The 14270-nt window shown below is 31.3% G+C and carries 12 protein-coding genes and 1 pseudogene; all 13 read right to left on the minus strand.

Annotated features, from left to right (window positions below):
* Window positions 1-72: 72 nt before the first annotated feature.
* The 13 genes and pseudogenes from EZV73_RS15300 to EZV73_RS15360 all read right to left on the minus strand — a co-directional run bounded on the left by EZV73_RS15300 (window position 73) and on the right by EZV73_RS15360 (window position 14263).
* A complete protein-coding gene (locus EZV73_RS15300; protein ID WP_240841271.1) occupies window positions 73-2055 on the minus strand; it encodes a hypothetical protein in 1983 nt (660 codons plus the stop codon).
* Window positions 2056-2253: 198 nt separating this feature from the next.
* Window positions 2254-3111 (minus strand): CD1107 family mobile element protein, encoded by an 858-nt coding sequence (locus tag EZV73_RS15305; protein WP_240841272.1) that lies wholly within the window; start codon window positions 3109-3111, stop codon window positions 2254-2256.
* Complete coding sequence (locus EZV73_RS15310) at window positions 3095-3349, minus strand: hypothetical protein (RefSeq protein ID WP_240841273.1); 255 nt, start codon at window positions 3347-3349, stop codon at window positions 3095-3097. The genes EZV73_RS15305 and EZV73_RS15310 overlap by 17 nt, the downstream gene beginning before the upstream one ends.
* Window positions 3350-3351: 2 nt before the next feature.
* Window positions 3352-5418, minus strand: coding sequence for a M23 family metallopeptidase (locus EZV73_RS15315; RefSeq protein WP_240841274.1), 2067 nt, complete (start codon window positions 5416-5418; stop codon window positions 3352-3354).
* 38 nt (window positions 5419-5456) lie between these two features.
* Window positions 5457-7769 (minus strand): VirB4-like conjugal transfer ATPase, CD1110 family, encoded by a 2313-nt coding sequence (locus tag EZV73_RS15320; RefSeq protein WP_369123962.1) that lies wholly within the window; start codon window positions 7767-7769, stop codon window positions 5457-5459.
* The gene (locus EZV73_RS15325; RefSeq protein ID WP_240841276.1) at window positions 7744-8226 is read right to left on the minus strand and encodes a PrgI family protein; all 483 of its coding nucleotides are present in this window, start codon (window positions 8224-8226) and stop codon (window positions 7744-7746) included. The genes EZV73_RS15320 and EZV73_RS15325 overlap by 26 nt, the downstream gene beginning before the upstream one ends.
* 9 nt (window positions 8227-8235) lie before the next feature.
* Window positions 8236-9105, minus strand: coding sequence for a VirB6/TrbL-like conjugal transfer protein, CD1112 family (locus tag EZV73_RS15330; RefSeq protein ID WP_240841277.1), 870 nt, complete (start codon window positions 9103-9105; stop codon window positions 8236-8238).
* Window positions 9106-9117: 12 nt separating this feature from the next.
* A complete protein-coding gene (locus EZV73_RS15335; protein WP_240841278.1) occupies window positions 9118-9330 on the minus strand; it encodes a Maff2 family mobile element protein in 213 nt (70 codons plus the stop codon).
* Between the two features lie 160 nt (window positions 9331-9490).
* Window positions 9491-10435, minus strand: a complete 945-nt coding sequence (locus tag EZV73_RS15340) for a DUF2971 domain-containing protein (RefSeq protein ID WP_240841279.1) — start codon at window positions 10433-10435, stop codon at window positions 9491-9493.
* A 56-nt stretch (window positions 10436-10491) separates the two neighbouring features.
* Entirely contained in the window at window positions 10492-11103 is a 612-nt protein-coding gene (locus EZV73_RS15345) for a hypothetical protein (RefSeq protein ID WP_240841280.1), read from the minus strand.
* A gap of 52 nt (window positions 11104-11155) precedes the next feature.
* Entirely contained in the window at window positions 11156-11782 is a 627-nt protein-coding gene (locus EZV73_RS15350; RefSeq protein WP_240841281.1) for a hypothetical protein, read from the minus strand.
* A gap of 190 nt (window positions 11783-11972) precedes the next feature.
* Window positions 11973-13610: pseudogene (locus EZV73_RS15355) on the minus strand (VirD4-like conjugal transfer protein, CD1115 family); the annotation flags it as partial.
* 155 nt (window positions 13611-13765) lie between these two features.
* Window positions 13766-14263 (minus strand): DUF3801 domain-containing protein, encoded by a 498-nt coding sequence (locus EZV73_RS15360; protein ID WP_240841283.1) that lies wholly within the window; start codon window positions 14261-14263, stop codon window positions 13766-13768.
* Between the last annotated feature and the right edge of the window lie 7 nt (window positions 14264-14270).

Here is a 14270-nt window from a genome sequence, read left to right on the forward strand (position 1 = left end):
AATAAGTATTGTTTCACTTATACATTTAACTCAAATAATCCTATAACAAAATCTATAATACTGCATTCACGATTAATCTAAGTTATATTCTATCATTTTATTTTTTATTTTCTTTACATTAATGGTTGGAAAAAAACTTAACACAACAAACAATGCAATCAGATAAAAGTTTTCACTTTCATATGACCATACACATAACATGAACATTCCTATTAGAAAAGTAACGAATAAGATATTAAAAATTACTTTTCTTATTTTAATCTTTTTGTTCCTTTTATTTTTTCTTCTTTCTTCTTCGTTATTAAAGTAGTCCTCTAATTGATTCACCCTTAATTTGGTCTCATTTAACTCATTTTGCAAAACATTTTTGTCTTTTTCTGATTTTTCAAATGAATCTTTAACATTTTCTAATTTTTTCTCAATTTTTTCTCTTTCCATAGATTCATGTTTTGCAATTTTTGTAAGCTCTTCATTAGCACATCTGATGTTTTCAAGTTCAATTTTCTTATTCTCAATCTGAATTATCATTTTATCTAATGAATTTTCATTGATAAACTCATAAACACTTTCAATAGTAGAGGCATCTATAGACTCAGGTAATACACTTACATTTTTAAGTTCTATCATTATTTGCTGAGCTGATTCTTCTGTGATTTCATCGTTAACAAGTTTATCAGTTAAATCCTCAAATGTATTTGATACCGATGCATTTAGCATATTAGCTACCAACACTTGCGCTGAAGCGACTACACTAAATGACTTAAACTTGTTCATCTTTCCAAAACCTTTGTTTAACTTAAACCACAATCGATTTGTAACAAAACCTAAATCCGTTACATTCGGAAAGCAACCGTTCTTCTTTAAATGCTTACTAAATCCTACTCGTAGATAATTACTATTCATTGTAATTAAAATGTTCATAACACTTTCAAAATCTCTACTGCCTTTTCCCTTATTTAGGATATTTATATAATTTACGAATTTTAACCCTGTTTCACAGCTTTTCAAATCTCCATTTCGTGAACAATCCCTCTGTAACTTATTAAGTAATTCTGGTGATTCAAGATTATACTTATGATTATCTGGACTATAAAAATCTGTTTTTTCATGTAAATATATATTTTTGTCAGAAAGTAATTTCTTAAATCTAACTTTTTTCTCGATAACTTCACTACTTAAACTACATCCTTTAACTATTGAAGCCATAGCTAAATTAGATGGATCAAGAATATATTTTCCATCTACAATATCACAGGCCTTGCTGAAAAAACTGTCTATCTCTTTTTCCGTCTCACTAAAATACCATAGTGATATTTTTTTTCTCTTACTTGTAGACTTAACATTTATCTCAACAATCAAATCATATAATTCTGTTACTAATGATTTAAATAGTTCTCCATTATAACCTGCTAAAGAGAAAAGCAGTTCTGTTGTCAAATAGAGATTCATCGATTTCTTTAAACTCCCAAAATGATTTATATCAGAGTTATATGATAAACCAGCTTGAATTATAACCCCTTCTCTAACTCGATCAAGTTTTTCAATAAAATCCTCATCATTTTCTTTTGAAACAATATATTTACTTATTAATGATGAATACTTTGTACCAGCTTCTTTTCCTTCAACTAAAAAAGTATACAAGTTCTTAGTAATCTGTTCCTCATCCACATCATTTCCCAACTCTTTTTTACAATAGAATATGAGTCTTTCAACAATCTTCTTATTATCACTTTCTACTACTTTTAAATTCTTCTCAAAACTAGTAATGTCAACACCTAATGTTTCATAACTAACAGTATATATTCTGTTTTCCAATGTAATATATTCCGCTCTTTTGAATACTGTTCTAAGTACTGCTTCAGGAATATTAAAGCCAAATTCGTTTGATAATAAAATTTTCATGTCTCTACTTGAGAAAGTAGTTTTCTTTTTTGTTATAATTAACTGAATACAAAACTCTTCAATAACATCATAAATATTTTTTTTATCAGCTTCATACAATGATTTAAATAATGCAAGTGCTGATAAATACTTAACTTCCGAACTTAATATCATAACCTCATTCCTCACTTATCATAAATCGCATTCTCATATCCTAATTTAATTTTACCACTAATAAATATTACAGTATATAGAAAATAATTCCTTTTGCATGTGCCAGTTCAATTTTTAGAAAATAAAACCATCGGCCCATTAAGTTCAATTATATTCAAAAGAGTATAATTGAATACTTATGGTCAACTTGACCATAAGTTATTCTTCATCATCTTCATTAATAGTATCTTCCTCATCAATATAATCTGCCTCATCCACATCATCTTCATAAGCTAGTTGCTTTCTTGGTTTGTAGATTTTAAAATACCAACCAGCAATAAAAGTTATAATACTAGCTGCTACCATAACAATTAGATTAATGTTTAGTGGAACTTGTTCTATTTGAGTTGTTGAATCATTTGAAATGGTAACTGTTCTTGTCCTAGTAGACTTAGGTTCTTCTTCGGTTGCAGTTTCATTTAGTATAAATTCTACTTCCGCATTCTCTTCAATGAGATTTAATAGGTCTTGTTCACTAACTTCTGTAAGCATTTGAACATTATCTGATGATTTACTATGATCAATTATAAGATGAAAAACCTTACCTGACTTTGTCTCAAAAGAAATGAACTGTCTAAGCTCAAGTCCCTTCATAGCTTCTTTTTCTTCCTCAGTTAACATGGTTAAATCATAAGGAAGACCTGAAGCGTTGACACTCTCTATAACTGTACCATTGGCATTATGCTGTTTAGTAGCCAAAGTATTTACAGCTTTCTCATTTCCACCTTCAACTAAGTAATTATCTTTATCTTTACCATCTACCTCGTACTCTTTACTTACAAAGTTATTTTCAATTTCTTCTTCCGTACTAGATATAACTTCATCTGTATTTTCTTCATCATCATCTGGAACAACTTCAGAGTCATCTTGAGATTCTGATTCTTCCTTAACTTTTACATCAGTTTCATTAGTTTCTTGATTATCTACGTCTACAGGATTATTCTCAGTTTCTTCACCATAGGCAAATCCCAATGTAAGAATCAAACCTATTAGTAAAATGCTAAATGTCTTTTTCATCTAAATGTTCTCCCTTTACTTGCACATCATTAAGTCCTTTATAATCATTTACTGCAGATCTAACAATCATCTGATATTCTTCTAAAGAAATCTCAGTTTCTTTAAATGTCTTATAAAGAGTTTCTTTCTCAAAACCTTCACGCTTTTCTTCAACTTCATTAATTCTATCCTGTAAAGCTTTCAGCTGTTCTTTTAACTTTATTTCTTCTTTAAGTGTTTTTTCTAATCTCTTATCCATTTTTACTCCTCTGTTAAATAAAAAAAAGGATTTAGTTTATTACCACTAGAATCCCTAATCTCCAAATGCACATGTGGACCAGTAGATTTACCTGACGATCCTACTAGTGCAACTTTATCTCCTATTATTATCTCATCACCTTCACTGACATGAATACTAGAACAATGACCATATAGAATACTTTCGTCTGTTTCACCTTTTATAATAATGTAATGGCCAAGACCATCCCCATCGTATCCAATCTTTGCTACAATGCCATCGATAATCGAAATTAATTCTGTACCAGTTGGCTTTGCAATATCAATACCTGAATGAAAGGCTACTTCATCAGACACTGGGTCTAGTCTATAACCAAAATGACTTGAAATGTTATTTATCCAAGTTTCATTAAAGGGACTAGGCATACTCCTAAAATTACCTTTGGTTTCTACAAGTACTGTATAAAGTTCTTTTTCATCATCACTCATTTTAGATTGTAGAATTGACTCAAGATCATTAGACTTCAACGTCACTTGTAAAACGTACCAATTATATGGCTCTTGTGTAGACCATGAGTAAGAAGCTCCTGTTACAGGATCATATGATGATTGCCATACAGTTCTATATCTAACCTCGACAATTCTTGTCAAAGTATATTCATATTGAAGGCTAAATATACTATTGAGTTCAGTTCTTACATCATTCGGTTCAAAGTTTCCAAACTTTGCAGTCAAATATGCCATTAACAAATGCATATCATGACTTATGTTATCTAGGCTATATCTGAATTCATTGTAAGATGGATGATCTTCTTCTACATTTTGGATGGCATACTTCAAATCCGCTTCAAGACCTGTATAGATCAAATGTGAATTTGTGATATTTACGTCACTAGACTGATAGGAAGTTGTTACCACTGTACTAATACCACCAGATACAGCTTGTACAAACGATAGCATCATTATCGTTACTACAACTAATAACAGAACCGGTCCTATCATATAAATACCAATCTTCTTTAAAGCACCAATACCCCATTCTTTTACTTTTTTTAAAGCACCTTTTAATCTAGCTTTAACGCCAGATACTTGAGATCGGTTCTTTACATTATACGTTCTTTTAATCTTCTTTTTCTGAATTGATTTAGAAGTCTTACTAGTACCTTTTCTTTTATTTGATGTTCTGCTTTTGAGGTTACTTTCTATACCTTTTGTTGTGGATTCAAACCGTAATTTTGAAGACCTTTTCTTTGAACCTAACTGTATTTGATTTCTTACAAAATCTACACTATCATCTGCAGCCATAACTGCAGCATTATCCTCTGACTCTTTTCGGTTTTCAAACTGGGTCATTTTATGACTTGTATAAGCTAGTTTATAGTGAACATCTTTACTTGCATGAGACAATTTACTTCTTCTAGAAGAAGTATTCTTTATTTTTTCTGCTGTTTGTTTCTTATCAAAATCTCTGACAATCTTTTTCTTTTGATTATGTCTGTCCTTTGGTAAACTTTTATTTGATTTTTCATGTCCAATACCTGGATCTTTTGTACTTGTTTGTCTCGACTTGCTGCTAGACTTATTCTTAATAGTTTCTTTGTTACCATTATCCTTTTTTGAAGAAGCCTTTTTTTTACCTGAGAATCCTTTATCGTCTTTAATCTCTAGCCGATTACTTCTAACAGACTCATTACGACTTTTATTTTGTTTTGAATGATAAAATTTATGCTTAGTAGATGTCTTATTCTTACTCTTGAAGTTAATATGTTCATTTACACGACTAGCATTTGTCTTTTCAACATTAATTAAAGGTTCATGAATTTGATTAGCTGTACTTTCAAGTGAATCTTCTTGTTGAACATCATCAGGTAAAATGCTTTCAGCTTCTGAAGAATCATGATTTCTAAATCCTTCTTTCTGTAATTTATTCTGCTTTGATTTCTTTTCACCTTTATCAACAACATCATTCTTCGATGATTTATTATAAATCGAATCACCTTTTTTAAGTGATTGACTATCAAGGCTAGACATTCTAACATGATCTTCTCTTAAGTCCCTCTGATGCCTAGTATTAAACTTTTTATTGGCCAATCACTCACCACCTTTTTATTCTTCAATTTCTACATTATTTATCCTGATATTTCCTCTGGTTTTGTTGTCATAATACTATAAAGCATCGTCTCTTTTGGAAACTTATCAATAAAAGGAATTATGACATTTCCATAGAACAATAAGCCTTCACCTTCATTAGAGTTGGTTACATAAGACAATTGATGCTTCGATATATCTAGTTGTTTAGCTAATACCGCTCTATCCTCAGCATTTTGATTAAGCATATAGATAAAGTCAGAGTTTCCGACAATATTACTCACTTCTCTACTGGCTAAGAAATCTTGAACATTTTGGGTAATACCAGTAGGAATACCACCCCATTTTCTAAATCTTTTCCAGATCTCCACTGAATACTTTGCAGTAGCTTCATCTTTTAAAAGTAAATGAAACTCATCAATGTAGTACCTCGTTGACTTACCATTGTTTCTATTAATAGCAACACGACTCCAAACAGTCTCTTGAACGATTAACATACCAAGCATCTTTAATGTTGATCCAAGCTCTTTAATATCAAAACAAACGATTCTATTATCTATATTTACATTGGTCCTATGATTAAATACATTCATTGAACCTAAAACATAAATCTCTAGTCTTGTTGCAATACCAGTGGCCTTCTCATTCTTTTGATCTAATAAGATATTATAGAAGTCTTCTAGAACTGGCATGTTTTCCTTTGTTGGATTTTCCATGTACTTCTCATACATGTTTCTAACACAACGATCTACTAAAGAAACTTCCTCACCATCAAGACCATATCGACCTCCAACAACTTGTTCACACAAAGAAATTATGAAATCAGACTTATCTCTAATTGGATCATCTTCACCGTTATTGAGATTGATATCAAGTGGATTGATATAGTCTTTACTGTTAGGTGATAACTTAATGACCTGTCCACCTAATTTCTCTACCAGTGGATAATACTCAGCTTCAGGATCTGATATAACAATATCATCATTTGTTATTAAAAAGGCATTGGTGATCTCTCGCTTTGCACTGAAAGATTTACCACTGCCTGGTGTTCCTAATATAAGACCATTCGGGTTTTTGAGTTTTTTTCTATCTACCATAATCATGTTACTAGATAAAGCGTTTAAGCCATAATAAAGACTTTCACCTTCCATAAACAACTCTTGTGTTGTAAAAGGGATAAATATGGCTGTACTTGATGTTGTTAAAGCCCTATTTATATCAATGAAGTTTTCACCAAGGGGCAATGTTGATAAAAAACCATTCTCTTGTTGATAGTCTAATCTTCTAACTGCACAATTATATTTCTGCGCTAGACCACCTACTTGGAAGATGATATTTTCTAGTTTCTGTTTACTAGATGCAGTATTGTAAATCAGAATGGTTACAAGAAACAATCTTTCATTTCTACTTTGCAGCTCCTCTAACAAGTTCTTTGCTTCTGTATCAAATGTCACTAAATCAGAAGGTAATATATCCATGTCATAACCTGCTCTAACAGCTTTTTTTTGCTCCTCAATCTTCATCTTGTCAATGTCAGTTATCTTCCGCTTGATCATTTTAATAGCTTGAGTTTGATCTATTGATTTAATATGAAAATTCACCATGATATCATTGCTCATATCTAGAAAATCAGCCAACATACGATCTGTAAGTTCTGGTGCTAATATTTGTAGATGACTAACCGCACCTATAGTCTGCCCAACCTTTAACTGCTTGTGATTTGAAAAGTTAAATGAAGTTGGTGCAATAATATCTTTGGTACTCATACCACCATTCTTTACTAAGTCCCATGAGAAGTTCAGCTGCTCTTTGGTATCTTGGTGACACATCCTATGAAGAAGCTCCACACGTTCTTTACCTGTTAAAGCATAAGATTTCACTCCCATGACTTTAAAGTTATTAATGATATCCATTTCAATTCTTTCAAGCCTTGGTTTGGCCTTTTTATAATTATCACTTTGAATAGAGAAAGTAATGTACTTTGTTTTAAGAAGACCATTATTACCTTTAGCTAGCTGGTTTTGAAGCATCTCTGAATACTCTTTCCTAATGGTATTGAAATCATCATTTTGATCTTCTATCTTGATTGCATCTAAGAATAGATTTGTATTGGCTGTCATATTTACAAATGACAGCTGAACTGATATAGATGCGTCAAAGTAATTGAGAAAGTCACAATAATTATCAAAGATCAATGACTTATCTTCATTTTGAGCTAATAAGTAGTTTATATCAAAGAACTGTATTGTCTTCGAGAACTTCATATTGTTCACCTGGCAAATACCATCTGGAAATATAGCCTTATAGGCAAGTGTATCCTGAACTGTTTCAGGCACTTTTCTTCTTGAATTTATCTTCTTCTTTTTGCTTTTTACTTTGTCTTGCTTTAACTGTTTCTTGTTGTCTCTTAGTGTTTTTTGATTTCTTGACAACTTTTTTTCGCTTACTGCCCTTTTCTTTCCCAAGCTGTCTTACCTCACTTTCTATTGGAGTATTTAGATAATCATAAAAATTCTGTGTTCTATAAACTCTTATCTTAGGATATAAGAACTTTTGTCGTATGATATGGCCCAAATATTTTTCAAATACAATGCCATCTTTCTCGAATATCGCTACAAAGAAAAATGGCATCACAACACCAATCATTAAAAATATTGCTAAATCATTTCCTATCACTTTTCTAGAAAACCAATATGTTGGTAGTCCTGTAACACCAGCAATAGAAAAGGAAATCAACTGTCTTTTGGTCAGATTAAGTGCTACTTTTGTTTTAACCTTATTAAGATCCTTTGGTACTGAAACAAATGCCATATTTCCCTCCTAATGCGCATTCATTACTGATTTTGATAAACCACTTGTTTTGATCAATGCAAAACATAATATAACTGTATAACTTAAAATCGAGAATACAGTGGCATGTATATCAGCATTAACAGTTATTGATCCTACTAACACTGCATATATACCAACACAAACCATTATAAAAAAACCTTGAATACCAAGTGCAGCAAGACCTCTAATATAGTTATTACCAACCTGTCCCCATTCCTTATTTGCCATTGTAGAAAGTGGTATAGCTGCAATAGAACTAGATAGGTAAATTTCTATCATCCTACCGTATAAAATTACTGTGATAATTATTGATATTGCATACATGCTAATCTTAACTATAAAAGTTTCCAAAGCTATTGCAATTAGTTCTGCAGTAGATAAACCATCTAAGGCATCAATCATAGCTGTTACAGATGATGAGATATCAATGTTTGTACTCGTAGAAATTGAACCAGCTGCAGCACTGACGATATGTTGACCAACATCAAATATCGCCATAACAATATCAAATGTATTCGTAACTAAGTAAATTGCAATAACTGCTTTCATCATCCATTTAAAGAACATCCAAGTATCTACATCATGTAGATTATTTTTTTCCATAAGCATTGATAGCAATTCATAACAGAGTATAGCTGTCATGATTAATCCCGCAATTGGAACAATAACATTATCTGAAAGTGATTTGATCATACTAAAGATACTACCATTCCAAGATTGAGGTGTTTTACCTACCTCAGTAGCTATCGTTCCAACGCGGTCATTCACATCTGCTAAAAGGCTTGTTAAGTTCTGCTCGATTACTCCAATAAGTAGATTGTTGAAAAATTCTTCAATCTGATCGAAAATTCCTAACACACAAGTAACCTCCTAGAATACACCCTTAAGTAATGGAATAAGTTGTGTTGCAATAAGCAAAACACCACCACCAGCCATAAGCTGTTTTATGCCTTGTGACTTAGCACCAGGATTATCATTACCATAGCCTTCAAAGAGATTAATCATCCCCCATACTCCAAGACCAGCTCCTAATGCACCTACCAACGTTTGCAGTGTATCAACTGCCGAATTAAAAAATCCCATTTATAATTTCCTCCTGTTTTTGATTTGTCTAAATAAATAGACTTAATTTTTTATATAGAAAAAGCACCTGTTGAGTGTTCTCAATCAAGTGCTTAACTATCACATTTATTCATTTTTACTTCTGGTCAAGTTGACCAAAAGTTGATTTAATTCATGTTTATCACCTATACGGAATATCAGATACCTTTACTTTTGTACCTTTAAGTCCAACAGACTTAAGAAACTGTTTAAACTCTCTGATATCCTGGGTAGATTTAGGACCAATTATAATTTCAGGTACTAACTTTGATGACCAAATTTTTTCAAGATTTAAGGAATAATAACTTCTCACTCCAGTTGAAAACAATCCGAACTGTTTGCTTTTTTTATCAATCCTTAACTCCTTCGAAGCATCAATTATTCTCTTTTTCATTATTTTACCAAGTTCTTTATCCTCATCTACAAACAAATCACTATATACTCTACTATCATTCTCAGGTGTACCTTCTGCAAAGCTAATTCTTATCTCCTTTTCGTCTATAAAGCTATCATGCTTATAATTTGGAATTACATTGTGTAATAGCGTTGCATATATTGCAATTCCATGATTCTCATGGTATTTAACATTCATCTCATTAAAATACTCAATGATTGATATTAAATTTTGCAATATTATATCAATCATTTCATTCTCGTTATATACTACTTTACCTTTATTGAACCAACCATTCATCATATTAGGCAATCTATATATATCAAACAATTCCTTCAGAATATTGAGATTGAAACCAATTGCAACCCCAGTTGCACTACTAGCGTACCTATCCCAATGTGTAAGATTATCACCATACTCTGAAAATGATGCGCCATAATAATTTGTATTCACAAATTTATTCACTAGTTTTTGATCCTTACTAGCTCTATGAACTCCTTCTAGTGATTCTATATATTCACTCCCACTCGCTTCGCTAAGTTTATCTATTGTTTTTGAAACGATTTTCTTCCCATAAAATAATTCTTTTTTATCATTAGTTGATTTTAAGTTTGAAAGCCATAGAGAACGATTCTTTAAAATACTGTAGCCAGCATTTATACTACAATAATGATATGATATTTCATTTTCCATTAAATTCACCCTTTCTCATTGGACCATAACGCCATATATAACCCTGTATTGTTTATTTAACTACTCAAATACTCATCAACAACAGTATAAATATAATCCAATGCTTTATAAATATAATCCATTGTTTCTTTTAAATTTGGATAATCGATAAATTTATTATCAGTAAAATATAACTCTCCGTTCTTATCCAATAAGTATCTAAATACATCGGCTTTTTGGTCATTGATTTGATTAAACTCATTAAAAAGTGCTCGAATCTCACCATAATCAATATCATTAAATGAGTATAGAACAAATTTTTTCTTGTACTTTTTCACCTCATCAAGGAACTTATCATCTTGAATATTTAAAATAACCTCGTTATATAGATTGTTCCATAAAAGAACTAGATCATGACCTCCTTTAAGCAAGCCACCACAATACCTCATATAAATACCTTTAAGTGATACTTCTATCGAGTTTCTATATAAAAAACAAATAGGAAAAATGAATGTATCAAGCGTACTAATGGCTCCAGTTAAACCACTTTCAATAGCATCATCAACTAATTTATCAGCAGCATTCTTATACCCCATCTTTACCCCATAAAAAGCCGTATCTTTATCTTGCCATCCAAAATAGGCTCTTGTTCTTTGATTTTTCCCTTCAATAAACAGCTTTCTTTGCATTAAATATCCTCACTTTACTACTATAAAAAATTTATATCAAATATTTTGATTACTAATAATCACTCTGAATATAATCATATAGATAATGCGAAGTAATTGAATCGAGATTTTCTCCAATTTCTTTAAAACGAATTAAAAAATTCTCTAAATCAACAACTTTATTCATGTAATCATCTGCATAGAAATGATTTTCAAAACTCCTATTAAAAGGATACCTTGAAAAATCCATATTGTCGTTACTTTTCTCTCTTAATTCAATATTTTCGTAAAGCTCATCAATATATTTTTTTAAGCCTAATGTCAGTTGTCTAAATTTCTTTCGTTGATCCTTATCGCCCTCAAAAGCTATCATACGTTTTTCAACAACATTATACAACTGCTTAATATCATGAATTTTATCAAACTTCATGTCATTCTTTAATAAAATATTATATTCCCAAATAAGCACTTTTAAATACAACTCGATTCCATGATTCACCGAGAAAAGCATTGGAAAAATAATAACGTCAGCATCCTTATTTCTGTTGTCATTTAACAAGTTCTCCGATAAAGTGATTGCCGCCTTAAAATAACCATCTGCAAGGCTAATCATATTACCAAGCGCATCATGCTTATCTGTTCTCCAATTCAAATATGCAGTCTTATTAACATCACTATTATAAGTAAATATCCCCTTCATATTCATCCTCTCTTTCAATTTGTAACTGCAGTTATGTCAACAGTTTAAATTAACCATAATAATAGTTTAACATAGAAAAACATTATTAACTAAAATTCCAAGTTTTATTCCGATAGTATCATAATTATCCTTTAAACAATTATGAAGTTTTTACAAAGTCCGACTTATGGTCAAGTTGACCATAAGTTGATTAATCTACATCTACTTCAATTACCTCAATAGCTTGACTTCTCTTAAATCTTAGATTTGTCTTCATGTACTGTTCTATATTAAAATTATTTTTGTCATCATAATCACCTAATAAGGGGTAGTTTTTATGTTTGGTGATATCAAACTTATTAGATAAGAAAGGCCTAACACCACGTAGTTGTAAGATACATTTATCAGAGTCCATTACAGCTAGCTCGTCCATAGTCATAAGTTCCTTGCCGACTTTTTGATAGTTTAGTCCATAGCTTCTTTCTCTACCTCTTGTTTCTGAATTGTTGTACAAATCGATGGTTTCTTTGCCTAAACTGTCTGATAAGTCTTTAAGTGTAGTCTTTTCTTTACCACCTAAAAAGAGCATGCTATCACAGTTACCAATGATTGTTTCAGCATGATCTTTATATATGGCTTTTAATTGACTTTGAGTCTGAAGAATAATACTTGCAGACATTTCTCTAGAACGAATTGTAGCTATTAATTTTTCAAACTTTGGTATTTGACCTATATTGGCAAATTCATCAAGTAAAAACCTAACATGAATAGGTAGTCTACCTTTGTAGAAATCATCTGCTTTATCTGCCAGTAGATTAAATAACTGAGTGTACATCATTGCAACTACAAAGTTAAAGGTATCATCTGTATCTGAAATGATAACAAACAATGCAGATAACTCATCACCTAATGTATCCAAATCCATTTCATCATATTCCATGATTTCTCTTAATTCTGCAATATCAAAAGGTGCTAATCTAGCACCACAGGAAATAAGAATAGACTTCGCAGTTTTACCTGCAGCTAGTTTATATTTTTTATATTGTCTCACTGCAAAATGATTAGGGTCCTCACGCTCTAAGGCATCAAATAACAAATCCACTGGATTCTTAAAGTCTTCATCATCCTCTCTGGCTTCACTGGCATTAATCAACTCTAATAATGTTGAAAAGTTTTGTTCTTCCATGGGTGCTTTATAATAAATGTAACCTATCAAAGCAGTATAATATAGTTTCTCAGCTTTCACCCAAAAGTCTTCACCAGCTTTATCACCTTCACCTTTTGTGTTGGCTATAATGGTACTCACAAGCTTCAGGATGTCCTTTTCGGAACGTATATAAACAAAAGGATTATAATGCATAGACTTCTTGAAATTAATGGTGTTAAATGTCTTAATACGATATGCCTCATACTTCACTTTCCCATTTTTAGTTTTCTTAGGTCTACCTCTTGCTAGCAATTTACCACATTCAACAAGAAGAGTACCTTTAGGATCAGTAATAACAAAACTTGAATGCATCTGCATTAAGTTAGGTTTTACAAAGAATCTAGTCTTTCCTGAACCAGAACCTCCAACAACTAAAACATTTTTATTTCTTGCATACTTTGGGTTTGGGGGTCTAGAATTCATCATCAATCTTTCACTTTGAGTTAGTAATACATTCTTTGAAAATTCTTTATCGATGTAAGGCTTAATATCCTTATTATTTCCCCATCTTGCAGAGCCATACTCGATGCCCTTTCTGAACTTCTTAGCATTCTTACCTTTGATATAAACAATTAAAAATATGACTAATGCTCCTACTACACTAACCATTAAATCTTTGAAATTTAAGCTTGGTAAGGGTGTTTCAAACAACCTATGAGATTGTATTAAAAGTTGTGATAATCGCTCTAAAGGCTCATTTACATCAAATGAATGGTAGAGTTCAGATAATTGGTTACATAAGTAAAATATAATAACATAAGGTGCAAGTTTGAAAATCATCTGTCTTGTTTCATCTGTCATAGACTTTGCTCCTTATCCAGTTTTTTCTCTTTCCCTTTATCCATTTGCTTTGACTTTTCAACCATTGTTTTAAGTCTATCCTTAAGGGATGGCCTTTTATCCTCATCTTTTGCTAAACTGCTTTTTAAATATTCTTTGAATGCAAAATCAATTACATCTAGATCTTTGCCTTTGAAAAACACAAAATAAGTTGGTGGTTTAGATGCAGTATCTTTTTTTAGTGCATATTCCAAATTATATTTTTTTGCCACCTTCTCAAAGTCTTTTATATTTTTTTCGTTAATCTCAATGTTCTTAAGTCCATCATATTTTCTACTGAGATTTTCAAGAGTGGTCTTGCCTAAAGGCTTAACACTCTTAATGGCCTTTTTACCTCTCTTTACATTTTTCCTGTGAGCTAGGTATTTATTCAAAACTTTTTTTAGTTCTACAGCAGTAAATCGTGCTGCCTTAATTTGTAGGGCAATGGTTTTCTCGTTTACATGTTCTTGCACTTACTTT

The organism is Acidaminobacter sp. JC074, assembly GCF_022496765.1.
Classification (GTDB): Bacteria; Bacillota; Clostridia; order Peptostreptococcales; family Acidaminobacteraceae; genus JABXKX01.